A 25,979-nucleotide genomic window follows, 5' to 3' on the forward strand; every position below is an offset into this window, starting at 1 on the left:
CATAATTTTTGAGCGAAATAAAAAACAATACAATGTGTCGATTTTGTCATGGTGCATTGATTTAGAGCTTTATCTATCTCTGTAAGGACCGGATGTAACAAAATATTGTGAAATTTATGTTAATGCTTGGTTTTGCGGGTTTCTGTCGTGTAAAAGAGGGAAGGCTTCAAAAGTAAGTCTCTTGAAGCCCATTTTAAGGCGTTTTAGCAGTCGTCAGTTTTAATTTCGTACTTTATTTGACCACCGGCTGTATGTGGGTAATATACCTCAACATAGCAAAGGTGAAAGATGTCTACAGGCTTGTTAGCAAAACCGATGAGGAAATAGGGTTCATTTTCGTCTTCAACCCCATACCATCGATTGATCGTTAATTGCGGATCAAATCCTGCTAAATCATGAGCGGGAATCACATTCTTGATATAACCGTAATAACCAATCAAATCGTTCACACCATCATTGTCCAAGTCGATGTTTTTAAGATCACCTGAATCGACTTGCTCTTGAGATTGAATAACGGCTTTAGCGTACACCTGATTATTTGCTGTCATTAAAGCTTCACGTGCCCCATAAAGCACGGCGACTCTCGCATCCTTTTGAATGTCCAGAAACTTGGGAAATGCGACGACACTCAATACGCCAAGAATGACGATGCAAATCACTAATTCTATCAGTGTAAAACCTTTTGTATTACGCACAGCCAACCTCCAAATTTGCATTTTTATCGTCTGCTATTCTGGAGCAAAATTATGGCTGGGAGAGGATTGAAAAAGAATGAAGTTTTTGGATGAATAACATGGTTCTTGTTTATTAAACAAGTTGCTTAAAATTACAGAAGAAATTCATTCATTCTCACACAAAAAGTAAGTCTTCTCTCAACAAGAAGAGGTGAAACACACGTTGGAATAAGGTGTTGAAGATGATGTCCTCAATCGTGCACACCCTCTGATGAATTTGACATTTTTATCACTGATGTACCAGCGAAGTTTGTCATGGTAAATGAAATCGGCTTTTGGCGACGAGAGGTGGATTAGTTAGTGTCAGAAAGAACAAAATCGACAAACGTGCGATTTTTAAGGGAAAGCTGTTTTGAACGGTAAAGCAGGTGGATCGGTTTTGGCTTGGGAGCATGTTGATGGAGAATTTCAATCAATGCGCCAGATTGTATTTCTTGTTCAACTAAGATCTTTGGTTGCAGAAGAACACCAGAGCCTTTTAACGCGGCAAACTTAAGTACATCGCCATTATTAGACGTTAATCGGGTGTTGCTGTTTCCAAAGGTATTAGATGGCATATTCACTACTTGTTGGCTTTCCCCTTGGTGATACTGAAAACCCAAACAATGATGCTGCGCTAAGTCATCAAGCGATTGGATAGGGGCATGTTGCTCAAGGTAAGAGGGTGAGGCGCAGTAAGTCATGTGGTATTCACCCAATTTTCTCGCGACTAACGACGAATCGACCAATTCACCGATTCGAATAATCACGTCAGCTTCGCTTCGATATGGGTCAATCAAGTTGTTATCCAACATCAGCTCAACGTTCAAATCGGGAAATTCAGCTAAGAAGTCAGCCACGATGGGGGCGATGACCTTTTTACCATAAGTGACAGGGCAGTTAACTTTTACTGTTCCGGTTGGACGGTTAATCAGCGTCTGGATTAGGTTCTCTGCGTTGGTGATGTCTTCAATAATACGGTGGCACTCTTGATAGTAGAGTCTGCCAGCTTCGGTCAGGGACTGTTTGCGCGTGGTGCGATGAATCAGCTGTGTACCTAAGCTTTGCTCAAGAAAACCCACGTGCTTGCCAACCATGGTCGGTGAAATATCAAAGTGGTGTGCAGCATTACGAAAGCTGCCATGTTCGACCACGTAAGCGAAAACTTTCATGCTTGTTAATTTATCCATTGCACACTCAGAGTTGATAAAGAAATAACTAAAGCAGAGTTTATCAATCAAATGAGGTTAATTACAGTGGACGTATGATTAAGAATGGAGAAAGAGAGCCATCATGAGCGAGACGATTTTTGTTACCGCCGAACTGAAAATGAATGTCGATAAGCCAAGACAACAAGTGGTTGAAGCCATCGAACAATTTTGCCTTGATATGCAAAGCGAAGCGGGATGCTTGCAAGCGAATGCGACCTACGATTCGAAAGAACCACAACGTGTGATTATTTGGGAGCGATATGAAAACCGTGCCGCGATTGAAGCGCATTTTGCTATGCCGCATACACAAGCGTTTATTGCGGCTGAAATGGCAGAGTTAGTCCAAGCATTCGAAACCCAAGCTCGATAGGAGAAGCGAACATGAAATGGGGCATTTTAGGCACAAGCTTTATCTCAGGTGTCATGGCTGAGGCAATCCAAGGCGATGACAAGAGTGAACTGTACGCGGTTGCTGGGCGTTCAGAACAGAACCTAAAGGCATTCGCTGAGCAATATGGCATCGAGAACACGTTCAACGATTACGATGCGTTGATTGCCGATGAGCAAGTCGACATTATTTACATCGCATTGCCAAATCACCTTCATCATGACTTTATCGTCAAAGCGGCAGAGCAAGAAAAAGCGATTCTGTGTGAAAAGTCACTTTCGGTAGATATGGAAAAAACCGAGCTGGCACTTCAAGCCGTAGAAGCGCACAAGGTGTTCTTTGCTGAAGGTTTGATGTATTTGCATCACCCGTTGATCAGTGAGTTGGTTTCGGTGCTTAAATCGGGAGAGATTGGTGAACTTCGCTCCATCCATACGTCTTATATTGCATCGATTGCACAGTTTGTGAATCCAGACAGTAAAGGTGCTTTGTATAACTTAGGTTGTTACCCAATGTCATTGGTGCATTTGGTGGTGAAAACCATGTTGGGTGAACAAGCCTTTGGAAACCGCTCTATGACGGCGATTGGCCGACGAGGTAACGATGGGAACATCTGCGAGTCGAACTTGATGATGCAATTCGGTGAGCAACAAACGGCGAGCGTACACACTGCCGAAGATCACGGATTGAAACACCAATTCACCATTCTGGGTAGCAAAGGTTGTATTACGTTAGATTCAAACCCATGGCTACCAACGCAAGAAAATCAGTTTAGTGTGGAAATTTACGAGACGTCGAAGCGTGAAGTGTTTGTACCGGCGGTAGGGGATGCTTTCTTCTATCAAGTGCGCAATATTCGCCAAGCGGTTGAAGAGGGGCGTACCTCGTTAGAAAACCCTTGTGCAACATGGGAAGATTCTCACCGAATCATGCAGCTACTGACGGAGTGGGAGTCACTGGCTTCAAAGTAAGTGTGTATTTGAACCAATGAACATAAAAACGGCGCACTAAATACAATATTTAGTGCGCCGTTTTTATTTTGTGTTCAGTCTGGATTAAATGCGATTATCGCCGGTGCTAAACGCAATGATTTGGCTGATCTCAGACAGGCTTCTACCACTTTCTTGTTGCCATTGAACAAACGCTTTGTTGGTGGCATCGAGCGATTTTTTAGTATCTTTGCCACCTTCAATGATCTTGCAATTACGCAGGTAAGCTTCAACGTCGCTAGACAAGATGAAGGTATCAACGCCCATTTGACGAAGTGTGTAAGGGCCGGTATTTCCACCTAGGCGATTACCGCGTTTCTTCAAATATGCCCATAGGTCGGTGATTTTCTCTTGTGGCCAATCGGCAACCATTTTACCAAACGAGCCGTATTCGATTTTTGCTTCATGGATCATTCGAGCGTTGGCAGGGATCGACATGACTTTAGTGAGGTGGCGAATAATGCGTTTATCGGTTGCTTTGGTTTCCCATTGCTCGTCTGACAGCATCAACAGCGGCTCAATCTTAAATCCGAAGAATACTTCTTCAAAGTTCGGCCACTTGTTGCGAACCACGCTCCACGAAATACCACTTTGGAATACCTTCATCGAAAAAGCGGCCAGCCAACGGTCATCGGGAATCGCTGCCAGTTCTTCTTTGTTTAGTGGATGAGACAAAAGCGCTTCAAGTTGATCTTCACCACCTTTACGCTCAGCAGCACGCTGATAAATCGCGTCAAATTTTTCGATACTCATAAAAGAAGTTAGTCCTAGTTTATGTCGATATTTGCGAAACATACTACGCTTAAGTGGCTGAATCGTAAATTGATGGAGTGTCACAAATGAAGAAGGTCACATTAACATTTATCGGGGAAGGTTCGGATCGTATTGCAGAAAAATTTTATGCGTGGATGACCGATGGTGGGTTAGAAGACAGCATGATTGAGAATTTATCTGACCGTGAAATCTCAGTGGTCGGCATCAGTGATATGGATAATGAAACGCGTGATGTGGTGATCAATACGGAAATGAATTAGGGTCTGTTGACCTTTTGAGCTGATTTTTGCAGCAGTTTGTGGGTTCTTTATACAAGGCAGAGGCTTTGAAATGTAGTTGCCCTACCTGATAAGCCGATAACGCAGTAGAAAGGAGCCACAAACGCTGCCCGACGGGTTCGGCTAAAAGTGTTTTACTCTTTGTTGAGAGGATTTTGCTTAGAATAACTAGGCTACAAACCTCTCGCCGCGATTAAAACACTTTTATCTCGAACAAAATTTAACCGCAAAAGATCAACAGACCCTTATGAGTCGTCTTTCGTCAGCAAGTAGAATCAGATAAAACAAAGCCCTTCACGAGAAGGGCTTTGTTGCGTTTATAAGCATGGGAGCTTAGTTATTCACCAGCGTCAGACCGCTTGGTAGTGCATCACCGAAGATACGCTTCGATTCACTCTCAGATAGCTCTTTGACTTCTTCAACCAATGATACCCAAGATTCAGGCACCTTGCTTTGCTTCAACTTAGCCAGTACCTGTTCACGGTAGTCGTCTGAGATATCGAATAGGCGGTCGCCCGTCTTACGACAAATCATTACGGCTGCGAAAGCGATCATTGGTTCTTTCTGCCAGTTCTGCTCTAACAGCTTAGGTAACCATTGTTCCACTTGTTCACGAGGAATAACGGTATGCTGGCTACCATACAAAGGCGTACGTGATGCCAAGCGACCCATAGCCCACCAGTGCGCTTGTTCGAACTGGTTATGGTTGATGGCCTTGCTCAAGAACCACGTTGCCAATAGAACTTTGTCTTCGACTTCTAGGTGTTCAAGCGATGCCGCCAATCGAACCATGGATTCATAACCCATGTCTTGTGCCGCTTTGGCTGACTGTGGGTTTTTCATCGCGCCAGGGTGTAGGTATTTCGCGATGTCCGCCAAGATGGTCTCTTGTTGCTCTTGGCTTAAACCACCTGCGATACGACGCCAGAACACCCACCAGTCAGTCCAACCTTGATGGTTCTTGAACTGAATGTTTTGTTGGTAGAGACCCCAAACTTGCTCAATGCGCCATGAGTCGGTTGGATCGCCAAAGCCCGGACGCAGTGCAAAGCCTGCCAAACGAAGCCAGTTTTTCTCGTGTTGTTCAGAACGACGGCGACGCTTACGACCTTGTGCAAAGGTATCAAACAGTTGACGTAGGGTCGTGAAGTCCCACTCGTCGCGCTTGCCAAGTTTCTTCTCAAGATCTTTGGCTAAGGTTTTGATCTCTTTGCTTTCCGCGCTTTTCTTATTGCCGCTGTAAAGGCGAGCGATCAGCTCCTTACATTCGTTCAGCTTAGGGTGAAGTTTAACTTGTTCACTGTCGTCGGTTTGCTTGTTACGAACTTCGAATTCCAGCTCCCAACGTTTGCTGTCGTCTTCCGCGCTGACACATTCCATCTTAAGCGTGCCGACTTCAGTCAACTGACACGCTAGTTGCACTTCTACGCGCTCTTTCTGGTTGGCTTGCAGTTCGGCACCTTCACCTTCAAGGGTGGTGATATAAGGCGGCAGAGGCGCAAACAAGTCCGGATCAACGTCAACCATCACGCCGTTTTGAATGGCGGTGTTATTGGTTAAGGTGTCGTGGGTAGAAGTCAGCAGGTTAAAGCGAACGGGTTCACCTAGGGTAAGCGAGAAGCGACGACCACTTAAGCGGATCTCGTGACCTTCTTCTGTACCTTTTGCAAGCAAACAGAGCGCTTTGCCCATTTTGTTCTTCTCTTGAAGATGCAAGAAGTAAGAACGCGCTGCACCACCACCAATTTTAAGCTGTGCACCACGACGTGCTTTACCAAAGGCAACGGCACCCAGCGCAACAGACCAATCTGGATGTGGGTTATCTAATACCGTAACTGGTGCGCCGCGCCAATCGGACAGTAGGGTAGTGACTCGCTCAGTCACAAGTTCACTATTGAACACACCACCGTTAAGTAGCAAACCTACCGGAATGGCATTTTGTTTGTCGTCTTCGATACCAAGAGCGGCACGAGAGACTTGCTGATGCGTCGTTAAGAACTCGGCAACGTGTTTGCTCACTGCTGGGTCGGCAACGTATGGAAGACCAAACTCGACAACCGCGCTGCGGCGTTTGTCTGGTACTTCACTGAAATCAGAAAGCGGGAAGAAGCCATCTAAAGCGATTTGGTGCACTTCTTGTTTGCTCAGCCCAATACTTTTTGTTCCGCCAAGAAGTTTTGAGCCGCTGCCTAGCATGGTGATTTTCACTTCTTCAGGTGCATTCGCTGAAAGCAGGTTTTCTTTCGCTTTACGCGTTTGCTGAATCAGTTTAGTCAGGCTTGCTGCAGTGAGCTTTTTACTTTGTTCCCCTTTATTTTGAGAAAGGCGGCTTTCCGCAAGGTGCGCTAATGCTAAGTCGAGGTTGTCACCGCCCAGCATCAAGTGTTCGCCAACACCAATACGATCAAGGGCTAGTTCATCTTGAGAAGAGAAACTGGCTTCAATCAAGCTTAAGTCGGTGGTACCACCGCCGACATCGCACACTAGGATCAGTGGCAACTCTTTGAGCTCATCAGCTGCGGTTTGCTGGTGGCGTGCGTACCAGTCGTAACATACGGCTTGTGGTTCTTCGAGCAGGATGATTTTCTTTAAACCCGCCAGCTCAGCCGCTTCAAGCGTGAGTTTACGAGCGGTTTCATCGAACGACGCGGGAACGGTCACAACCACATCTTGGTCTTCTAGCTTGTTGCTAGGGTGTCGGTAGTTCCATGCTTGGCGAATGTGGTTGAGGTAGCTTGCACTGGCAATGACGGGTGAGACTTTATCTACGTCTTGCGCGCCAGCCCAAGGAAGAATGTCTGAGCTACGATCCACTGCTTGGTGCGATAGCCAGCTTTTTGCACTGGATACCTGACGTCCTTCTACCTTTGCGCCTAATTCACGAGCCCATTCACCCACGATCACATTACTAATGTCGCCGGAAACAGGTTCGTTTTCCCAAGGGAGTGTCAGGTCAGAAGGGGAGATTTGACCAACCGCAGGATGGTAGCGGAAAGAGGGCAGCAGTGGCTTACGAACCACTTCACCCGGACCAATCAATTGATCGATGTCGAATAGGGATACTTCGGATTGTTCAAGGTTGTCGGTGATTTCACAGTACGCCACCACAGTGTTTGTGGTGCCAAGGTCAATACCAACAAGAAAACGAGGAGATGCCATACAAACCTTCGTGTATTTAAAAACGGCACCCGATTGGATGCCGTTTGATTTTCTATTTATTCTTCTTCGTTTGAGTCGCTTTTCGCGTCTTCGCGCACATCGAACTCAACATGCCATTTTTGACTGTTATCAGCGGCAATGGCTTCTAAGTAAAGCGTACCAAGCTCTGTCACGCGAGAGGCTAGGGTTACTGGAACCACTTCACCTTCACGACGACCTTCAGATACTGGCAGCGTTACTTGGATTTCTGGTAGCTCTTCAAGCTCTTCTGGTGCCCAGTAGTCTAGGTGAGTACCCGCTAGGTCATCACGACGAACGGTTGAGCCGAAGAATTGGAAGTTAACTGGCTGACCGATGATCAAACCAAACTCTTGGCTTGGTACGTCAACGCTTGAGCCTTCTTCCATACCAAATGGTGCTACACACAGTGCTTCCATTGGAGGCGCCATGCCCGGAATCGCAGGCATCGCACTTTCGATACCCACGTAGTACGCCGAAGCAATACCACCACGGATACGAACACCTTGACCACGACGTACAGAGCCGTAGTAAGCCGCACCGCTAGCAACCGCAAGGTCTAGATCCACACCTGTTAGGCGTTTCGCCATTTCAGCATCTGCTTCAAGTAGCCATTCGTTGATCGTGTCTTCTAGACGAGTTGCTAGAAGTTTCGATTTCAGAACACCACCGTTGAATAGGATTGCGGTTGGCTTGATGAAGTCAGCTGACTGCGCTGCATCCGCACCTGGCATACCAGGCATGTTAGCAAATGGGTTGAAATCTTGAGCTGCTGCTTCGCCGCCATTTCCTGAAGCAGAAAGCGCATTGGCTTGCTTAGACAAGAACGCTGCAATGTGACGAGTAATACCCGCATCTTGCGCGTAAGGCAGACCCATTTGCGTCAGTGCACCACGGTTACGTTGAACAGGGTGATCAGTAATCGCAACTTGAGGGAAGAAGCCGTCAACCAGTGTTTGTTGTACTTCTTCTTGCGTCAGTTCTGTTTTCAGCGTTGCGCCAAGCAGTTTAGAACCTCGGCTTGGTACTACAATTGGCACTGACTGAAGCTCGCTGTCGTTCAATAACGCTTCTTTCGCGTCACGACATGCGTGCGTCATTGCCTGAACTTGCCATGGCTGTAGCTCTTTGCCTTCTTGCGCTAGCTTCATCTTCAAGCGGTACGCAAGCGCAAGGTCCATGTTGTCACCGCCAAGTAGGATGTGTTCACCTACCGCGATACGGTTCAAAGTTAGGTTACCGTCTTCCTCGGTTACTTCCACCAAAGAAAGGTCGGTTGTACCACCACCGATATCGACCACAAGCACGATGTCGCCAACTTCAACTTCGTCGCGCCATTTGTCGTTGCTGTTATCGATCCAGTTGTAAAGCGCAGCTTGTGGCTCTTCTAACAGTGTTAGGTGCACAAAACCAACATTGCGTGCTGCTTCTGCAGTTAGATCGCGGGCAGCAGGGTCAAAAGAAGCTGGTACCGTGATAGTCACGTCTTGATCGGCAAGGTTGTGATTTGGATTCGTGTGATTCCAAGCGTCTTTTAGGTGCTCTAGGTAAAGCTCTGTCGCGCGAAGAGGGGATACTTTTTCCACTTCTTCTGGGCTACCTGCTGGCAGGAAAGCATCACGACGGTTCACACCTGCGTGGCAAAGCCAAGATTTCGCACTTGCAACAAGGCGAATTGGCGTTTTCGAGCCTAGGTTACGTGCAACTGCACCAACCAGAGCTTTTGGCTCACTCGACCACGGAAGAACGCGTGATTGCGGGTTCATTTCGTGCTCGTGTGGTTGGTAAAGGAAAGAGCCTAATTGGCTACGAGTCTCTACCGTGCCCGGCGCAGTAAGTTGCGGGATAGGCATCACTTCAACGCGAGCGTCTTCGTTGTGTGTATCAACAAAAGACATGACACAGTGTGTTGTACCTAAGTCGATACCAACACTGAATTTAGGCGTCTGTTGAGTTTCAACAGACGCTTCTTGAGAATGGTTTTCTTGGTTCATGTGTTCCATTACAGCTCAACCTCAGCTGGAGCGATCACAGATGCATCGTAGTTCTCAGCCAGTTTAGGCAACGTCATTGATGTTGCTTTCCAACCTTTGTGAACTAGCGTGCCGTTGAATGGCGCGCTGCCTGTTACGTTGCCAGTTAGGCGGATTTCTTGTGGGTTGAAGCCTTCTTCAACAGTAATGCGAGTTTCTTCGTCTTCGTTACGAACGTGTGCTAGCGTCACGTAGTCGCTTAATACTTTTTGACCACCAGTGTGGATTACGCGAGCGGCTGCGCCAACTTCCTCATCAGAGAATGACGTTAGGTCTTCTTTTAGGAAGTCAATTAGACGAGCTTCTTGCTGCATGATAGAAAGCAGCTGCATTGCAGAGTCTGTAGATGCAGTAGCAAGCTTAGATTCAACTTCTACAACACGCTCGACGACTTTCTCTACTTCCACGACTTTTTCTACTTCTACGATCTTCTCGACTGGCTTCTCAACCTCGACGATTTTCTCGACTGGTTTTTCTACCACTTTCTCGATCACTTTAGATTTGCGAGATACCGCGATTAGAAGAAGTAAAACACTCGAAGCCGCAAGGCCTGCGTGCAACATATCGAACGTTTGAGGAATTAGGTTCAAATCAATGTTCATGACATTTTTCTCTTTCTATTGATTTACTGGTGCTCAGTATTGGCTCATGTGTGTTTACTAAAAGGATCGGCTTTGCGACCTGCACCAAGTTTAGACATTAAAATGATGGTGGATGGTAGCATATTCAAGGCTTAAGACTGTAATAATTCGTGAATATACCGCATGATTAGCATGAAAAATCAACGATTAGATAGGGATGCAAGCGTTGTTGCTTGATGTTTATCCACATGTGGCGCAGTATTTCCATCATTATCGAAGCTTTGCACGTAATTAACGTGGAACACTAAATGACATACAGCACGGCTCAACAGAGCATTCTCAAACGGTATTCTGCTTCTATTGTCGCTTTCATTGCGGTGCTTATCGTGACAGCGGCTATGGTTGGTGTTGCTTATAAAATCCAGCAGCGCTATACGATGACCATCTTCGATACTTTGGCGGATCGCCAAGCTGAATCTTTAAAATCTTCGGTAGAAAATGACCTTGAGTTTATCGGGGCAGGCGCGAATTTTTTTCACTCTGTCGATGACTCATACTGGTCACAATTTCCCTTGTATGCCAAACAAGTCGTTAATGGTTCCAAAAGCCTAGTTGGTCTGCAATGGATGGAGCGTGTTGACCCACAAGATCTCGATCGCTTCTTGGAAAAAACGCGTAAAACGTTTCCTGATTTTCATATCTTTACCGTGCCAAAAGATGGGCCTAAAACCAATGGCTACATCTTAAAAGATGGCGCTCCGGCGTTTATTGCAACCGACATTTACCCAAGAACGCCGCAGAACCTTTCTCTGCTTGGCTTCTATTCTTCGCGTTTGCGTTTTGAACTGATTCTAGATGACATTCTTACTCAGGGTAGAGCCAACATTTCCGATAAAGTGCGCTTGCTTCAAGATGGATACGATCAATCCCTCGATAAAACTGGATTGTTGGTCTATCACCCAGTGTTTAGCTACGACAACCACGAGCTTCTGGGCGTTGTCGTCGGTGTTGTTCGCAGCACTGTCTACTTCGACGAGTTGATCACCAAGACAGCGACAGAGCTTGATATGTCGATTAAGGTGGAAGATTTAGGCTTTGATGCATACGACGACCCATTGCTGTTTCAGAGCGATAATTGGAGTGACCTGAAAGGGAAAACTATTAGCCGCAAGATTCAACTACCCAATAGAGAATGGAAGGTAGAATTCAAGCTAACGGAATCCGTTTCTGCTTGGGAGCGCTCCGTGCTTTACGGGACGGGGATTGCGGGCTTGGTTATTGCACTTTTGATCAGTTATATAGTGAATCTACAGTCACGGGAAAAAGAGCGTTTAGCGGTCATGCTGGATAATAAAACGGTAGAACTAAAACGCATGGCAGAGTTAGACCCGTTGACTCAGTTACTCAATCGTCGCGTATTTAACGACAACTTACTGCATTATATTAATACTGGCGTTGCCTTTAGTTTGGTTGGCTTTGATATCGACCACTTTAAACGCATCAATGATAAGCACGGTCACTTAGCTGGTGATGAAGCTTTGCTCCATGTTACTCGATTGGTCAATGCGAATTTACTTGAAGGCGATCGCTTCTACCGAGCTGGCGGTGATGAATTCTGCATACTCTCTCGTTTAACCAATAAAGAAGAGTTGGCTGCTTATTTAGAGAAACTGCGTGGTATTGTCGCCAGCTCTCCTTTTGAATACGGGGCAACTCCTATTATCTGTTCTTTGAGCATTGGTGCAGCAGTGCATAAAGATGAAGATCCTGAGAGTTTATTCCACAAAATGGACGTGCAGCTCTACCAAAGTAAGGAAAATGGTCGAAACTCTGTATCGATCGGCGATTAATTCAGCGAGCAAATTCGAGTTTTGAGATTGGTTACGGTAGAATCTCACGCTTTCAAATTTACGTTAGGAATCAAGACAAACTATGAACCATAACCGTATCGTCTGCTTCGATTTAGAAATGTGCTGCTGGAGTGAAAACGGCGTAGGTCGCACGGGTGAAATCATTGAAGTTGGTTTGGCTGAAATAGATTTGTCGAAAGGTGAAATCGTTAAGCGCGCTCAATACTACGTAAAGCCTGAACATGATGAAGTCTCATTGTTTTGTGCAGAATTAACTGGTATCACACCACGTAAAATTGAAAAGCAGGGCAGACCATTAGAGGAAGTGCTGAAGTCGATGCTGAAGAACTTTGGCGGTCGTAATAAGATCTATGCCTCTTGGGGACGTGATGACCTCATCTTGCTTGAAGAGTGCCAACAAAAAGGCATTGATGCCCCGTTTAGTGAGTTCATTAATCTAGCGACCTTGTATCGCATACAAAACCGCTTGAAAGAAAAACGCATTGGTCATAAAGCCGCACAAGAGGCCAAAGGCATCGAATGGGAAGGTCGCCAGCATTCCGGTTATGTAGATGCATACAACTTGGCGAAACTTGCACTGACCATGCTATAAGCTTCTGTTTTCATAAATCTTTCATCGGATTTCAGTCTTCTCGTCATAAGCCGGCTTTACTTTGGTTGTTAGTAAATAACAACAATGTTGGCTAGCCTCTTGCGGAGATGACGATGTTTGATTCGGCTTAATCCAGACTAGAGACACAAAAAACGCGCTCATGTAGCGCGTTTTTTATTGGTTCTTACTTTTGTTGAGGCTGTATTTTATTGAGGCAGCGCTTTACTGAGACTGTAATTTCGCACGGATAAAGTCGCTGTGGTCGACGTAGAGCAGCTCCGCTGTTTTTCGAATGACGGCATCTTCCAATGGGTCAATTTCACCGTCAGCGTACGCTACTTCCCACATACTCTTGATCAGTTCATAGCGGGTTTCTTGTGAAAGCTCACGCAGTTGAGACGTAAAGTCATAAAGGGAAGTCGACTCACTCGATCGGTTCTGAGCCTGATTCAGTAGGGTGTCGGTCTCTTCTTCTGTTAGGGAAAGCAATTTCATGATCAAAGAGCGTTTGGTCGCTTGCTCTCTTTCATCGATTTGATGGTCCGCACCAGCTACTTCACAAAGCAAACATGCTATCGCCATATTGGGTGACAGTGTGTTGGATTGGCTAAGGTCCGAGCCTTCTATAAGTTGTTTAAATAATGAAGTAAGCGAATTAAACATGTTGAGCACCAAGCTGTTATCTGTTTATTTAAGATGGTAATGGTTTGAGCAAATCTCAAGGTCTTGATTGAATTTGATCAAGATCTCATACGATTGAGATGACATTTTTGCTCAATACAGTATTTGACCGCCAAAAAGCAGATTTATTCCTCAACCTTTGTCGGCGGGAAATCGATTGAATCGCCTTCACTCGTTAAGATGCTGATATTATTTGGCTTTCCGTCTTCATCCAACCTCAGCTCGCCAATCGCACTTTGGTTCACGAGTCGATAAAAATTGTGGTTGCTTGGTGCGCGTTTAAAAATCTTCAAACGCTTGCGCTTTGTGAACAAGTTCAATGGTGAACGAGGACTATACAGCAGACGATCCATTGCATCACATGCGTTCAGCAGTTGTGCAGGAAATTGGTTCTTAATCCCACTGCAAGTGATCTGATAGATGTTTGGACTATTGCGGCGGAAGCGCAACTTGATGTCATAAGCGAAAGAGTAGTGCACATCGCCAGAGAGAATCACGAAGTTAGTTGGGGTTTTGGTGTGAGTGAAAATACTGATCAAAGTATTTGCACTGCCCGGATGCGCCATCCAGTTTTCTGCGTCAATCAGTAATGGCTGACCCAAGCCCGTCATGATGCGTTGCAGCGTTTCAATAAACTTCACACCAAACATGGGCGCGGCAGAGACAATGATCACTTTGTCTTGATGCATCAACTCTTGGTGGAATTCAATCAAGGCTTCCCAATCCATCAAGCCTGATGGTTTGTTCATACGAGACTCTGAACGCCAACGACGAGTACGTGTATCCAGTACCACCACTTTTGGTGAGGTGTGAATCGTGTAGTGCCAATCTTCAAAACGATAGAGGTACTTTATGAACTCGTCTTGAGATTCTGAACTCAGCTCTTCAAAGTAACGGCGCGCATGCTCCATAAACGGGGCGTTGAATTTTTCTGGCGCGTTTCCCCAACCTTGGCATAACCAGTAAGCGATCAGGCTGTTACCGATGATGCGATGTGAGAAGAGGTTCTCATTGGCAGCTTTTTCCCAGCCAACCGTGAGATTCCAATCGTCGGTCACGTCATGATCATCAAAGATCATGTAAGTAGGAACGTGAGCAAGCAAACGTTGGACTTTATTCAAGCCTTCAACAAAAGCATCGATGTGGACTTTCTCATCACGCCAATGCTGCTGCCATTTCGGCTCTAACGCTTTTCCGCCCGTTGTAAATTCTCTTTCCAATAAACGTTCACGATTGACTAGCGTCCATGGTACTGGAGACCAAACGAGCAGGTACATCGCAAACAGTTCGGCAAAACTGATGAGATGATTTTCACATTCACGTGAACTGAAAATAGGGGTGCCACGATGGGGGAAGAACTTGCTAAGTAAGCTGCCATTGTCAACGTAGTGGGGCAGAATGATATCTCGACCATAAAAGCAATCTGGGCTTTGATACAGTTCTTGCGTGTTTCTTATTGGTGCTTGAGCGAACTCTTCATCAGGTAAGCCCAATAACTCGACCAACTGTTCGATGGCGTCCAGCATTGGCCCCGCCACATGATCGGCATAGATTTGATCGCCGCTCATGATCAGCATATCTGGGCGGTCTTCTATCTGCTGGCTAGCAACTTTAGCGTCTGCTTGGACGAGTGTGTCCTTACTAAAATGATGTGGGTTACGACAAGAACCGTGCAATACATAATCAGCTTTCTCGCTGATCAAGAATTCTACACCTTGCTCTGTTTGCTTATCTTCGCCATAGATAAGATGGGGCATCAACTCGGTTAACAAACCGGATTGAGTATGGAGCTGATAACGCAGTGTACGGTGGGTAGGAAATTCGCCTTGCAGCGTCAGCATGCAAACCCAAGCACGTTTACCGACTTGTAATAGATGCTCTTTTGAAACAGGCTGAGAATAGTATTGTTCACCCGTGCCAGCATCGCTGATTTCAACCAAGCCTTCGAGAGGTTGCGTGGTCACCAACCAAATATTCACTTCCTTCGCGGTGACCTTTCTTAAAATCGGGCCGGCAACAATCAGGGGAAGAGAGGAAAGTTCATTGGTGTTGAGCGATGTTGGCAAAGTGGTTCCTTAGTATTTTGAATCAGTGTTCTGAATCTTCTTCGAGTATTTCGATAACTTGTGAGCTGCTAAGTTCATGTCCCATCAGAAACAAACCTAACATGGCGTCGGCTTTTGACGCACTGTCGCTATCTTCATCAAGGATTTGTTGTAGGCGAGTACGAATCAAGTCAATTTCATGCTCAACAAAACCACGGCCTTCTTCTTCGCCTTGGCCATCTTCTGGTGCATTATCGAAATGCATAAACAGCATATCACCATCAAGCGTGGTGCTCTCTAAACGCTCTGGTAGCCATTCTTCACCCATTACGATATCGGGATCGCTACCATCAGGCAAATTGTTGATAAGGGAGATGAGTTCAGATGCTTTCACGATAAACTGCGGATTTGGTCATTGGTTTTCTATTGTATCGACCAAACCGGAAAAAACTAAGCCCTTTCATCATCGAAACGTTTTAATTGCTTGCATTGTCATCATTTTGTTGTTGTGAGTAGACCGCCAAATATCGATAACTTTCACTTTAAATAAATTAGGAGATATAACTAATCAATCTTCAAAGGTGAAATCACGAATTCAATTATTGGTCCGATGAGTAGATTGATTTCATCAACAAATCTCAGCACTCTACGTCACCAATCGGTAATGAGAATGATTATCGATAATTAATTTGACTGACGTATAAATAGAGTTTTGAAATGAAACGAATAATGACCTTACTTTGCTTAGCGCCTGTATTTGGTGTGAGTGCTGCTGATAACAAGATTGAATCTTTCATGAATGCTTTTCATGAGAATCCTTCAAAAGTAATGAACGAGTTACCCCAGAAAGAAGGCGACACGTCTCCCATCATTGTTGAAGAATCGGAATCCATTCGAGCATCCGTGCGTGATGTCATTATGGAGAGAGCGACATCAGAATCTCATCACTCATTTTCTGCAAATCTTAATAATGACAACCCGGCGCGTTTGGTGGATGTGGGGACTGGCTTGATTCGCAATCTCGATGAGCTTCACCGTCAAATACCGAATTCAAAGCGACTTGAAGTACAACCTTGGTCCGACACCTACTGGCCTCTGTATTCTGGTGCTGCTGCTTGGCGTTATGGCGACAGGGAACTCAGTGCGAGCAATTGGCAAGAGTATTTTGACTTTTCGCACATTCAAAAACCGGTAGTCTCGGTTCAAGGACAGGATCGAGAGGATTTATCTCCGGCAGAAAAATACGATTTGCTGGTGGGGGATACTCAATTTACGCTATCAAAACGTTCGTGGGACTCTGGCAAAGGGTACTACGAATCGAATGGCAGTGTAGAACGCTGGATGGGACTGTGCCATGGATGGGCTGCTGCGGCTTATATGCTTCCTCGACCAACGCAATCCGTCACTGTGCCAGATGCCAATGGGGAGCCTTTAAAGTTTTACCCTTCTGATATCAAAGCACTTGGAACTTTATTGTGGGCAGAAGCGCCGTTTGAAACTCGTTTTATTGGTGGGCGATGTAACATAAAGAACCCAGCAAAAGATGAAAATGGGCGAGTGATTGAACCGGATTGTAATGACACCAACCCAGCCAGTTGGCACTTAGCGGTGCTAAACCAGTTGGGGTTATCTGGCCGTAGCTTGATCATGGATGCTACTTACGATTATCAAGTTTGGAACCAGCCTGTTTTAGGTTACAACTTGCAATATTTTAATCCACAAACGTACCGCTCGGCCTCCGACCCTGCAGATGTCATGATCAGCTTGGAATCTTACGACAAAGATCGTTTCTCTGCATATCGCTCACGTCGCGCAGCTTCCATTGTTGGTGTTCAAATGCAAGTCGAATACATGGTTGAAACGAATCCTACGCATCGCTCGACTGACATGCCCCGTTATGATGGCGTATCACGAGTGACGTATTACTACGACCTTGAAATCGATGCAAATGGACAAGTAATTGGAGGGGAGTGGTATCAAAATCGTCACCCAGATTTTCTTTGGACGCCAACACCAGCAGCGATGGCGAAATCCTATTATGATGGAAATGGCGAATGGGATATGTCTTTACCGATTCCGCAGAGTTGGCAGTACCAAGCACCACGTGCTTCTCGCTACACACAACCAATGACGGCAGTCGTCGAAGCTCTGTTTACCGCTTCGTCAGGTAAGCAGGATGACCAAGATGGATGGAAAAAAATAAAAACCAACACGGAGAGTGGCTCGCAGTGTCTTGATGTGGAGTACCGCGCATCAGGTGAGGGCTCAAGAGTATTTGGTTGGCGTTGTCATAATGGGGATAACCAAGAGTGGAAGTTAACTTCTGCAGGGAAGCTCATGAGTCGAAGTAACTCAGAATTGTGCCTCGATCAGAAAGGTATCGAGATTACTCTTGAGGAGTGTGGGGATGTTCCTACCCAACAATGGCGATGGGAAAACGGGCAGATAAAGAACCGCCTTGATAATTCGTTGAAGTGGAATGACCGCACTTGGCTAGTTGAAGCCGATGTACAAGGCAGTGAGTGGTATTTGGAATAGTTGAGATAAATACAGAGCCCGCTATCGTAGCGGGCTCTCTTTATCATTGCTTAATAGTCGTTACAGCTGCCTTCAAATGTCCAGAACCAGTAGTTCTGATAAGGGTCTGCTCCCCAGTTATCTTGTGTCGCAACAAAGCGGTTGCCCCAATACTTCACTGAAGAACCGGCAGGGTAGTAATTGTAAGGTGACCACTCTTGCAGAGATGCGCACTGGTCTTGTGGTTCTGGGTTTGGCTGTGGCGTTCCGTATGCCTCACTGACGGCAAGGTAGGCGTCAGAAGCGCTCTGCGTATTTGTTACAGTGACATAAATGTCTGAACCTTGAATACCACCAAAACCACACGCTTCTTCATTACCCATATTGGTCGATGAGCAGTCGTAATCTGAAGGTGTTGCTGGGCGATCAATCGCTACATAAAGTTCCACATTACCAAAGCCATTGTAAGTTTGTACCCAAACATCATCGCTAGAGGCTCGACGCAGAACGAACTGTTGCTCGTCTGCCGTGTTTCTTTGGATCGCGACAGGTATGTTGAGCGAAAGCTCGGTCATGCCAGTATCCGGTCCAGGGTTTGGATTAGGTTGACCGCTTTCACAGTTCATCACCTGAACACCCACTTGAGAGAACGCAGACGTGACAGCGGAGCTTTCATATCCCAGCTTTTGCGCTGCCTTACATACGCCTTCTGCACCTTGCTGGAAGGTTGAGTTTGGCGTCCAGTACAACTGGTTCGCCGTTGCGTAAGCCATGAATGCTGTTTTGATGCTCCAGCCTGAGCTTGTCGCTAGGTGGTAAAAGGCTTTGTTGAAAATGCCTGAGCTGTGGTGCACATCGATGCCATTGTAGTATTGGTTTATATGGTCGATCGAGGAACCGTCATGGCTTGGGTTGATGAAGTAACGCATAGCGGGTGAGTACTTCATCACGTGTTCACCCATCTTCCAGTTGAAGCTACCATGCACGTATTGGCTAAGTGCAGCAGCAGCGACGTCAGAAAATGATTCGTTCATTCCGCCAGACATGCCGCGATATTCCAACCCTGAGTTTTGCTCGGTGAAACCGTGGCTGACTTCATGTGCGATAACATCCCAAGTCGCAAGAGGGTACATAGAGCTGTTGCCATCACCAAAGGTCATCTGACGACCATCCCAAAACGCGTTGCCATAGTTTGAGCCGTAGTGAACGCGCATGGTGAGTTTTTGTTGAATAGGACGTGCGCCAAGCCACTCACGGTACATGTCAAATACACGTTGGCCGAAGTAGTGTGCATCGTTCATTGGCGCGTACGCTCCATTGATTTCTCGGTAGTTATTCACGTTGCAGTTGAAGCGATGAACTTGACCACCCCATTGTTGGTTGTTCATGTTGATCGTTTCGACATTATCACTGTTCATCTGACAGTATTGGTCAACTTGGAATCCACCAAACTTTGTATTTGGACCAAAGTAATAACGGCCACTTTTTTGGTTGCCGCCTGGGCCTTCTGCTTCAAGAAATGCAAGACCTTCCCATTGGTCCATGATCTCTCCTGACTTTGCATCGACCAGCGTAATAGGACGAGAGGGACGTAGATTAACAATTTTCACCGCATCGACTTTGTAGATAAGGTGCGCGGTATTTTGTTCGTCTAGCCAAACCATTAGTTCCGCACGAGCATCATTCTCTGTCGACTCGTTAGATGCAAAACCTTGCTGAGTGCCCATTGCGATTTCAATCGCTTGGTTTGCGCTGATCATTGGCAGCGTCGAGTCTAAGTCGTTGTCGATTCCAACCACCACATTACCGTCAATCGATTGAGCAAAGCCTTTTGCGGAGAGATCTGCGACGACAGAGTGACCATATACAGGTACGCCGTAATGCAATTGTTGCTTACGAACTAACGTTTGTTGACCTATTTCTACTCGGTTGATGTTCTGATAACTCAGTTCGGTACTTGCTGGCATATAGGATGATTCACCAGCAATATTGAGTGCTTCAGAGAGGTCAGTTTGAGAGTGTTCCACAATTTGTGCTGCCTGCGAGGCGAACGCGAAAGGGACAAGCGATAATAAAGTGACGTTTCGCATAATTAACCTTTGATTATGATTGTGTATTTTCTTATGTGTATGTATTCATAGCAAAAATGCGATTGCAGATTAAAGATAAAATCCAGAAATGCGTAAGTGCAATTGGTTGAATATTTGAGGTTAATTCAAAACAAATTTATAAATCGCCTAAAATATGGGCGGTTATAACGAGGTTAAGTAGTCCTGTAGGAATTTTTAACCGATAGACGAATAAAGTCAGATATACTCTTTGTGATTGAATACTGTCTCTAATTACAGCGACATAGGAGAGTTATGAAACACCTACTAGGAACATCGCTAGCCTGCTCAGGCTTATTGCTAAACGGAGCCGCATTTGCTGAGTCGAAGCATGCTGAACAAGAGTGGGGCATTGCTGCGATGTACCGGACTGCTGCGATTCCTTTTTATACTGCTGACGATGACTCGACGGTAAGCACGTTTGTGCCAATGATGTTCTTTGAGAATGAGCACCTTTACATTGATGGCCTTGAAGGTGGTGTGTTCTTATATGATGAGGACGACTCAGATTGGCGTGCAAGTGCGATCATGCGCTTGCGCTTTGTTGACATACCTAAATCGGTTCAAAACGCTTTTGAGGGCGATCGTGTCGACTTCGGTGGCCAAATTCGTTACAACTTTGACGAGAACTGGCGCGCCGAATTCGAAGTGATGACGGATGACGAATTCCAATTTCATTCCAACTACCGTATCGCGGCTAACTATGAGTTAGGCGACTGGGAGTTGGAACCTTCTTTTACCATTCGTTATAAAGATGCCGATTTCAACAGTACTTATTACTCGTTTGATGAAGTAACGGGCGAGAAAATTGGTGCAGGTATTGATGCGAACTTAGGCATTAAAGCCCGATACCACGTCATTTCTAATTTGTACCTACTCGGCGAAACGAGCATTACTCGTCTCGACAGTGAAGCGTACAACAGCCAAATTGTTGAAGACCGCTATCAGGGTGAAGTATTCGTTGGCTTTGGTTTTTTCAATGACAAAGGGAAGGCTCGTAAATCAGAGTTGAGCAACCGTCCGTATCTGCGTGTTGCACACGGCTGGGCAACGCCTTCCAATATTGGCGATATTTTCAAATTTAATGCCGAGAAGGACGAGTACAACAACCAGCTCACCTCATTATTCTACGGACACCCATTGACGGATGAAATCTTCGGTTTCCCAATTGATATCTATCTAACACCAGGTTTGGTTCATCATTGGTCATCTGAAGTTCAATCGTCCAGTACTGAGTATGTAATGGCGATTAAGGCTTACTACACCTTTGATTGGCCGACCAAATGGCGTTTCGGTGTCGCAGAGGGTATGTCTTACATCGATAACATCACCTACATCGAAGGTACTGAGATGGAAGAGAAAGGTTACACCGCAAGTAATTTGCTGAACTATCTCGACTTCTCATTTGATGTGAATGTAGGTGATCTGTTTAACCAGAAAGATTGGGAAAACATGTGGGTAGGTTACTCATTACATCACCGTAGTGCTATCTTCGAGAGTGCTTCTCAGTTTGGCCGCATCAAAGGCGGTAGTAACTACAATACGATCTACTTCCAGTACGATTTTTAAGCTCAGCTGAAAACAAATACGAATAAGCCTCATCTTGACATGAGGCTTATTTATTTTCTGTTAATTGGTAATTATTCTTATTTCCATTCTTCTGTATTCTTATTTATTATCCATTTAATTTAAAACCATTTTAATATTTAATAGAATTGACACCTCTCTGACCTATTAATATTTCATTCATATAAAACGTTGAAATGAAATATAAGATTGCATTTTGTATTTTTTAATAATTGACTGTGGTCAAGATTATCACCCCTTAAATCTACAAGGATATTAATAGTGGCGGGTGGCCATGCCTTAGTTGCTCAAGGCTTGTGCTGTTTAGCTTAATTGATGGTTTTGTAGAAATGTTGCTTTGATTTGCCTTGTGTATTAATTAAAGCGAAATTAGATATTTTCAATGAATGCCTATTTTGAAAATACAATCTCTATGTCTTTTATTTCTAACAAGTGTTATTTCCCCACTTAAAGCTATTAATTAAGCGCCACGACCAAATTCAAAAACGTAATTTAGGAAAAAACCATGAGTCAAAATGGTAAGTTTAATATTACTCGGCGTGATGCTTTAAAGGGTGGTTCTGCACTTGGCGCTCTAGCGCTAGCAGGAAACGCGCTTTCTCTCCCGTTTGCAACTAAAGCGGTTGCCAAAGAAACACCAGCAAAACCAAACGAAAAAATTGTCTGGTCGGCATGTACCGTAAACTGTGGTTCTCGTTGTCCGCTTCGTATGCACGTGGTCGACGGTGAAATCAAATGGGTAGAAACCGACAACACGGGTGATGATGTTTACAACCACAATCACCAAGTTCGTGCTTGTTTGCGTGGTCGCTCTATGCGTCGCCGTGTTTACTCGCCAGACCGTTTGAAATACCCACTTCTTCGCGTTGGTAAGCGTGGTGAAGGTAAGTTCAAACGCATCACTTGGGATGAAGCCTTTGACCTCATTGGTGATAACCTAAAACGCATAATTAAAGACCACGGAAACGATGCGGTGTACCTAAACTACGGTACAGGTACGCTTGGTGGCACAGTAACTAAGAGTTGGGATCCGAGCGCGACATTGGTTGCTCGTATGATGAACCTTTGTGGTGGTTACCTAAATCACTACGGTGACTACTCTGCAGCAAACATCGAATGTATGTCAGAGTACTTCTACGGTTCGTTCGTTGATAACAACTCGATTGATGATGTTCAAAACGCAGACCTATGTCTGATGTTTGGTAACAACCCAGCAGAAACTCGTATGTCGGGTGGTGGTCAGGTTCACAACTATGTGGATGCGAAAAACATCAGTCACACTCGCACGATTTGTATCGACCCTCGTTACACTGACACTGCTGCAGGCCGTGAAGACCAGTGGATTCCTATCAAGCACGGTACAGATGCAGCTTTAATTGCAGCCATCGCCCATGTATTGATTACGGAAGATAAAGTCGATCAAGACTTCCTTGACCGTTACTGTGTGGGTTACGACCGTAAAACGCTTCCGGCATCAGCGCCAGAAAACGGCAGCTACAAAGATTACATCATGGGTACTGGCCCAGATGGCATCGAGAAAACCCCAGAGTGGGCACAGCCTATCACGGGCATTCCAGCAGATGTGATTTTGAAACTTGCACGTGAAGTTGGCGATGCTAAACGCATTTACATTACCCAAGGTTGGGGTCTACAACGCTCAGCAAATGGTGAGCAAGCGTGTAAAGCGGTAATGATGTTGTCATTGCTACGTGGTCAAGTTGGCTTGCAAGGTGGTGGTACTGGTGCTCGTGAAGGTAACCACTCATACCCATTCCAACGCTTCCCGAAAGTGCCAAACCCAATCAGCGCGTCTATCCCAATGTTCCTTTGGACAGACGCGATTTACCGCGGTACGGAAATGACAGATCTGACCGACGGCATTAAAGGCGTGCAGAAGCTACAAAACAACATCAAGTTTATCTGGAACTATGCAGGTAACTGTCTGATTAACCAACACTCAGACATCAACCGCACACACGAAATTCTTCAAGATGAAAAAGCGTGTGAAATGATTGTGGTGATCGACAACCACATGACGTCTTCTGCGAAGTATGCCGATATCGTACTGCCAGACTGTACAACGTCAGAGCAATCGGACTTCTGTATGGATGGTGCAGCTGCATCAATGCCTTACTTCATCTTTGCAAGCCAAGCGATCAAGCCTCGTTTCGAATGCAAACCTATCTACGACATTATGTCTGGTGTGGCGAAACGCATGGGCGTGTTTGATGAGTTTACTGAAGGTCGCACTCAAGAAGAGTGGCTGCAATGGATGTACGCTCAGACCGTTAAACAAAACAACGATCCAAACTTGCCGTCTTACGATGAGATGAGAAAGCAGGGTATCTACAAGAAGCAATTCGACCGTCCACACGTGGCGTACGAAGACTTCCGTCGTGACCCAGAAGCGAACCCATTACCATCGCCATCGGGCAAGATTGAAATCTACTCCGAGACGTTAGCGAAGATCAACGAAGAATGGGAATTGGACGAAGATGAATCAATCAAGCCATTACCAGAATACGTTTCGACGTTTAATGGCTGGGATTCTCCTGATCGTAAAGAGTACCCACTTCAGCTAACGGGTTTCCACTACAAAGCTCGTGCGCACTCTACGTACGGCAACGTCGACATCCTAAAAGCAGCGGCACCACAGGAACTTTGGATCAACCCAATTGATGCAGCGTCACGCAACATCGACAACGGTGACTTGGTTAGCGTGCGCAGCAAGTTTGGTGAAATGAACGTTCGCGTAAAAGTAACCCCACGCATCATGCCACACATCGTTGGCTTAGGTGAGGGCGCATGGTACTCACCAAATGGTAAAGGTGTTGACCAAGCGGGTTCAATCAACGTATTGACGACACAACGTCCAAGCCCGTTGGCAAAATCAAACCCGAGCCATACCAACCTCGTTGAAGTGACGCTAATTAAGAAAATGGGGGCTAAATAATGAGCACAGCGAAGCAGTATGGCTTTTACATTGATTCAAGCAAATGTACTGGCTGCAAAACATGTCAGCTCTCTTGTAAAGACAACAAAGATCTGGGTATCGACCGTAACTTCCGTCGTGTTTACGAATACGTAGGTGGCAACTGGACGGAAGAAAATGGCGCGTTCCGTCAAAACGTGTTCGCGTACTACCTATCGATCTCTTGTAACCACTGTACTAACCCTGCGTGTACCAAGGTTTGTCCATCAGGTGCAATGCACAAGCGTGAAGAAGATGGCTTTGTTGTTGTTGATGAAAGCGTGTGTATCGGCTGTAAATCTTGTCACATGGCGTGTCCTTACGGCGCACCTCAATACAGCGAAGAAAAAGGTCACATGACTAAGTGTGATGGCTGTTACGAACGTGTCGCAGAAGGCTTAATGCCAGTGTGTGTTGATAGCTGTCCATTGCGTGCGATTGAGTTTGGTCCAATTGATGAGCTACGCGCGAAATACGGTTCAAACGCGGATGTGGCACCACTGCCAGATTCTCGCATTACGAGCCCGAACCTGATCGTGAAGCTAAATCCAAATGGTCGTCCAACCAATGACCGCACTGGTTTCCTACAGAATCCAAGAGAGGTGAAATAATGTTATACGAAGCACCATTAGTTGCCTTTACGGTTCTTGCTCAAACAGCGGTTGGCGCGCACCTAACGGTTAATGCGTTCGAGAAATTCGGTAAGCCACCACGTGTGACAGAACCTCGTATGAACATCGCTCGTTTCGCAATCTTGGTTGTAATGGGATTGGGTTTCTTGTTCTCAACCACTCACTTAGGTAGCCCGCTTCGTGCCTTCAACGCATTAAACCGTGTTGGCAGTGCAGCGCTATCTAACGAGATCTTAACGGGTGCAAGCTTTCTGTCTCTAGCGGGTTTGTACTGGTTGCTGACGATTCTAAAAATCGGTAGCGAAGGCGTTCGTAAAATCGTGAACTGGTTGTCTATCGCCGTCGGCGTGATTTTCATGTTCGCGATGGCGAATGTTTACCAAATCGAGACAGTGCCAGCATGGTACTCACCAATGACCACGGTAGCGTTTTGGTTCACGGTCGTGACTTCGGGCCTGATGTTTGGTTACACGCTGATCAACGTATTGGACGTGACGGCTGAGAAAACCAATCGTCGCCTAATGTGGGCTGGTGTGAGCTTGATTGCGCTGAACCTAGCGTTCTCAGTAATGCAGACCATTTACTTTGCAGGTATCTCAACGGCGATTCACAGTGGCTTGGAGCAAATCACCATGCTATCTGGCTATGTTGCTGGTCATGTGTTGTTGCTTGTGGTTGCTGCTGCTCTTTGGGTATTCGCTGAGTTGTTTACCACAGAAGGTCGTCAGAAGAATTTGCTGGTTATTGTGGCATTCGTTGCCTTGTTCGTCGCAGAGATTCTGGGTCGCAACGTATTCTACGGCATGCACTTTACATCTGGTCTGTACTGAT

20 protein-coding genes are annotated in these 25,979 nt (G+C 45.7%); 10 read left to right on the forward strand and 10 right to left on the reverse strand.

Annotated features, from left to right (window positions below):
- Positions 1-203: 203 nt before the first annotated feature.
- Complete coding sequence (locus tag C1S73_RS01135; RefSeq protein ID WP_038872259.1) at positions 204-695, reverse strand: prepilin-type N-terminal cleavage/methylation domain-containing protein; 492 nt, start codon at positions 693-695, stop codon at positions 204-206.
- 332 nt (positions 696-1,027) lie between these two features.
- Positions 1,028-1,903, reverse strand: coding sequence for a LysR family transcriptional regulator (locus C1S73_RS01140; protein WP_038872261.1), 876 nt, complete (start codon positions 1,901-1,903; stop codon positions 1,028-1,030).
- A 103-nt stretch (positions 1,904-2,006) separates the two neighbouring features.
- Between C1S73_RS01140 and C1S73_RS01145 the strand changes: the two genes are divergently transcribed.
- Entirely contained in the window at positions 2,007-2,294 is a 288-nt protein-coding gene (locus tag C1S73_RS01145) for a putative quinol monooxygenase (RefSeq protein WP_038872263.1), read from the forward strand.
- Positions 2,295-2,305: 11 nt separating this feature from the next.
- A complete protein-coding gene (locus C1S73_RS01150; protein WP_038872268.1) occupies positions 2,306-3,283 on the forward strand; it encodes a Gfo/Idh/MocA family protein in 978 nt (325 codons plus the stop codon).
- An 84-nt stretch (positions 3,284-3,367) separates the two neighbouring features.
- Here the strand turns inward: C1S73_RS01150 and C1S73_RS01155 are convergent, their stop codons facing one another.
- A complete protein-coding gene (locus tag C1S73_RS01155; RefSeq protein ID WP_038872270.1) occupies positions 3,368-4,054 on the reverse strand; it encodes a DNA-3-methyladenine glycosylase I in 687 nt (228 codons plus the stop codon).
- An 86-nt stretch (positions 4,055-4,140) separates the two neighbouring features.
- Here C1S73_RS01155 and C1S73_RS01160 point away from each other — a divergent pair, with 86 nt between their 5' ends.
- Positions 4,141-4,335 (forward strand): hypothetical protein, encoded by a 195-nt coding sequence (locus tag C1S73_RS01160; protein WP_038872273.1) that lies wholly within the window; start codon positions 4,141-4,143, stop codon positions 4,333-4,335.
- Between the two features lie 351 nt (positions 4,336-4,686).
- Here the strand turns inward: C1S73_RS01160 and C1S73_RS01170 are convergent, their stop codons facing one another.
- The 3 genes from C1S73_RS01170 to C1S73_RS01180 are packed head-to-tail and all read right to left on the reverse strand — an operon-like array spanning position 4,687 to position 10,165.
- Positions 4,687-7,512 carry an Hsp70 family protein gene (locus C1S73_RS01170; protein WP_038872275.1) on the reverse strand — a complete coding sequence of 942 codons (2,826 nt, stop codon included), beginning with the start codon at positions 7,510-7,512 and terminating at the stop codon, positions 4,687-4,689.
- A 56-nt stretch (positions 7,513-7,568) separates the two neighbouring features.
- On the reverse strand, positions 7,569-9,533 hold the full coding sequence (locus C1S73_RS01175; protein WP_038872278.1) for an Hsp70 family protein: 1,965 nt from the start codon (positions 9,531-9,533) through the stop codon (positions 7,569-7,571).
- On the reverse strand, positions 9,533-10,165 hold the full coding sequence (locus C1S73_RS01180) for a DUF2760 domain-containing protein (protein ID WP_038872281.1): 633 nt from the start codon (positions 10,163-10,165) through the stop codon (positions 9,533-9,535). The genes C1S73_RS01175 and C1S73_RS01180 overlap by 1 nt, the downstream gene beginning before the upstream one ends.
- 287 nt (positions 10,166-10,452) lie before the next feature.
- Between C1S73_RS01180 and C1S73_RS01185 the strand changes: the two genes are divergently transcribed.
- Both C1S73_RS01185 and C1S73_RS01190 read left to right on the forward strand, forming a co-directional pair.
- Entirely contained in the window at positions 10,453-11,994 is a 1,542-nt protein-coding gene (locus C1S73_RS01185) for a sensor domain-containing diguanylate cyclase (protein ID WP_038872285.1), read from the forward strand.
- An 82-nt stretch (positions 11,995-12,076) separates the two neighbouring features.
- Positions 12,077-12,607 carry a 3'-5' exonuclease gene (locus C1S73_RS01190; protein WP_038872287.1) on the forward strand — a complete coding sequence of 177 codons (531 nt, stop codon included), beginning with the start codon at positions 12,077-12,079 and terminating at the stop codon, positions 12,605-12,607.
- Between the two features lie 222 nt (positions 12,608-12,829).
- On the opposite strand, the gene C1S73_RS01195 is transcribed toward C1S73_RS01190, so the two are convergent.
- The 3 genes from C1S73_RS01195 to C1S73_RS01205 form a co-directional block, all read right to left on the reverse strand.
- Positions 12,830-13,270, reverse strand: coding sequence for a tellurite resistance TerB family protein (locus tag C1S73_RS01195; RefSeq protein ID WP_005451837.1), 441 nt, complete (start codon positions 13,268-13,270; stop codon positions 12,830-12,832).
- Between the two features lie 143 nt (positions 13,271-13,413).
- Positions 13,414-15,354 carry an alkaline phosphatase D family protein gene (locus tag C1S73_RS01200; RefSeq protein WP_038872290.1) on the reverse strand — a complete coding sequence of 647 codons (1,941 nt, stop codon included), beginning with the start codon at positions 15,352-15,354 and terminating at the stop codon, positions 13,414-13,416.
- 22 nt (positions 15,355-15,376) lie between these two features.
- Complete coding sequence (locus C1S73_RS01205; protein ID WP_038872292.1) at positions 15,377-15,727, reverse strand: VC1380 family protein; 351 nt, start codon at positions 15,725-15,727, stop codon at positions 15,377-15,379.
- Between the two features lie 335 nt (positions 15,728-16,062).
- Between C1S73_RS01205 and C1S73_RS01210 the strand changes: the two genes are divergently transcribed.
- Entirely contained in the window at positions 16,063-17,871 is a 1,809-nt protein-coding gene (locus C1S73_RS01210; RefSeq protein ID WP_102778938.1) for a ricin-type beta-trefoil lectin domain protein, read from the forward strand.
- A 50-nt stretch (positions 17,872-17,921) separates the two neighbouring features.
- On the opposite strand, the gene C1S73_RS01215 is transcribed toward C1S73_RS01210, so the two are convergent.
- Positions 17,922-19,940, reverse strand: coding sequence for a M4 family metallopeptidase (locus C1S73_RS01215; protein ID WP_038872295.1), 2,019 nt, complete (start codon positions 19,938-19,940; stop codon positions 17,922-17,924).
- Between the two features lie 273 nt (positions 19,941-20,213).
- On the opposite strand from C1S73_RS01215, the gene C1S73_RS01220 reads away from it, so the two are divergent.
- The 4 genes from C1S73_RS01220 to C1S73_RS01235 all read left to right on the forward strand — a co-directional run bounded on the left by C1S73_RS01220 (position 20,214) and on the right by C1S73_RS01235 (position 25,978).
- A complete protein-coding gene (locus C1S73_RS01220; protein WP_038872297.1) occupies positions 20,214-21,527 on the forward strand; it encodes a MipA/OmpV family protein in 1,314 nt (437 codons plus the stop codon).
- 523 nt (positions 21,528-22,050) lie between these two features.
- Positions 22,051-24,498 carry a DmsA/YnfE/YnfF family dimethyl sulfoxide reductase gene (locus C1S73_RS01225; protein WP_005442705.1) on the forward strand — a complete coding sequence of 816 codons (2,448 nt, stop codon included), beginning with the start codon at positions 22,051-22,053 and terminating at the stop codon, positions 24,496-24,498.
- Positions 24,498-25,127 (forward strand): DMSO/selenate family reductase complex B subunit, encoded by a 630-nt coding sequence (locus C1S73_RS01230; RefSeq protein WP_005433785.1) that lies wholly within the window; start codon positions 24,498-24,500, stop codon positions 25,125-25,127. Before C1S73_RS01225 ends, C1S73_RS01230 begins: the two co-directional genes overlap by 1 nt.
- Positions 25,127-25,978: a dimethyl sulfoxide reductase anchor subunit family protein gene (locus C1S73_RS01235; RefSeq protein WP_038872300.1), complete on the forward strand. Its 852-nt coding sequence runs from the start codon at positions 25,127-25,129 to the stop codon at positions 25,976-25,978. Before C1S73_RS01230 ends, C1S73_RS01235 begins: the two co-directional genes overlap by 1 nt.
- Position 25,979: the final 1 nt, after the last annotated feature.

The organism is Vibrio jasicida 090810c, from assembly GCF_002887615.1.
Classification (GTDB): domain Bacteria; phylum Pseudomonadota; class Gammaproteobacteria; order Enterobacterales; family Vibrionaceae; genus Vibrio; species Vibrio jasicida.

Bases quoted from the DNA above. Each gene is read 5' to 3' on its own strand.
- C1S73_RS01180 (WP_038872281.1), bottom strand. From the start codon at position 10,165: ATGAACATTGATTTGAACCTAATTCCTCAAACGTTCGATATGTTGCAC.
- C1S73_RS01235 (WP_038872300.1), top strand. From the start codon at position 25,127: ATGTTATACGAAGCACCATTAGTTGCCTTTACGGTTCTTGCTCAAACA.
- C1S73_RS01195 (WP_005451837.1), bottom strand. From the start codon at position 13,270: ATGTTTAATTCGCTTACTTCATTATTTAAACAACTTATAGAAGGCTCG.
- C1S73_RS01190 (WP_038872287.1), top strand. From the start codon at position 12,077: ATGAACCATAACCGTATCGTCTGCTTCGATTTAGAAATGTGCTGCTGG.
- C1S73_RS01185 (WP_038872285.1), top strand. From the start codon at position 10,453: ATGACATACAGCACGGCTCAACAGAGCATTCTCAAACGGTATTCTGCT.
- C1S73_RS01220 (WP_038872297.1), top strand. From the start codon at position 20,214: ATGAAACACCTACTAGGAACATCGCTAGCCTGCTCAGGCTTATTGCTA.
- C1S73_RS01210 (WP_102778938.1), top strand. From the start codon at position 16,063: ATGACCTTACTTTGCTTAGCGCCTGTATTTGGTGTGAGTGCTGCTGAT.
- C1S73_RS01150 (WP_038872268.1), top strand. From the start codon at position 2,306: ATGAAATGGGGCATTTTAGGCACAAGCTTTATCTCAGGTGTCATGGCT.
- C1S73_RS01160 (WP_038872273.1), top strand. From the start codon at position 4,141: ATGAAGAAGGTCACATTAACATTTATCGGGGAAGGTTCGGATCGTATT.
- C1S73_RS01140 (WP_038872261.1), bottom strand. From the start codon at position 1,903: ATGGATAAATTAACAAGCATGAAAGTTTTCGCTTACGTGGTCGAACAT.
- C1S73_RS01175 (WP_038872278.1), bottom strand. From the start codon at position 9,533: ATGGAACACATGAACCAAGAAAACCATTCTCAAGAAGCGTCTGTTGAA.
- C1S73_RS01155 (WP_038872270.1), bottom strand. From the start codon at position 4,054: ATGAGTATCGAAAAATTTGACGCGATTTATCAGCGTGCTGCTGAGCGT.
- C1S73_RS01225 (WP_005442705.1), top strand. From the start codon at position 22,051: ATGAGTCAAAATGGTAAGTTTAATATTACTCGGCGTGATGCTTTAAAG.
- C1S73_RS01170 (WP_038872275.1), bottom strand. From the start codon at position 7,512: ATGGCATCTCCTCGTTTTCTTGTTGGTATTGACCTTGGCACCACAAAC.
- C1S73_RS01145 (WP_038872263.1), top strand. From the start codon at position 2,007: ATGAGCGAGACGATTTTTGTTACCGCCGAACTGAAAATGAATGTCGAT.
- C1S73_RS01230 (WP_005433785.1), top strand. From the start codon at position 24,498: ATGAGCACAGCGAAGCAGTATGGCTTTTACATTGATTCAAGCAAATGT.
- C1S73_RS01215 (WP_038872295.1), bottom strand. From the start codon at position 19,940: ATGCGAAACGTCACTTTATTATCGCTTGTCCCTTTCGCGTTCGCCTCG.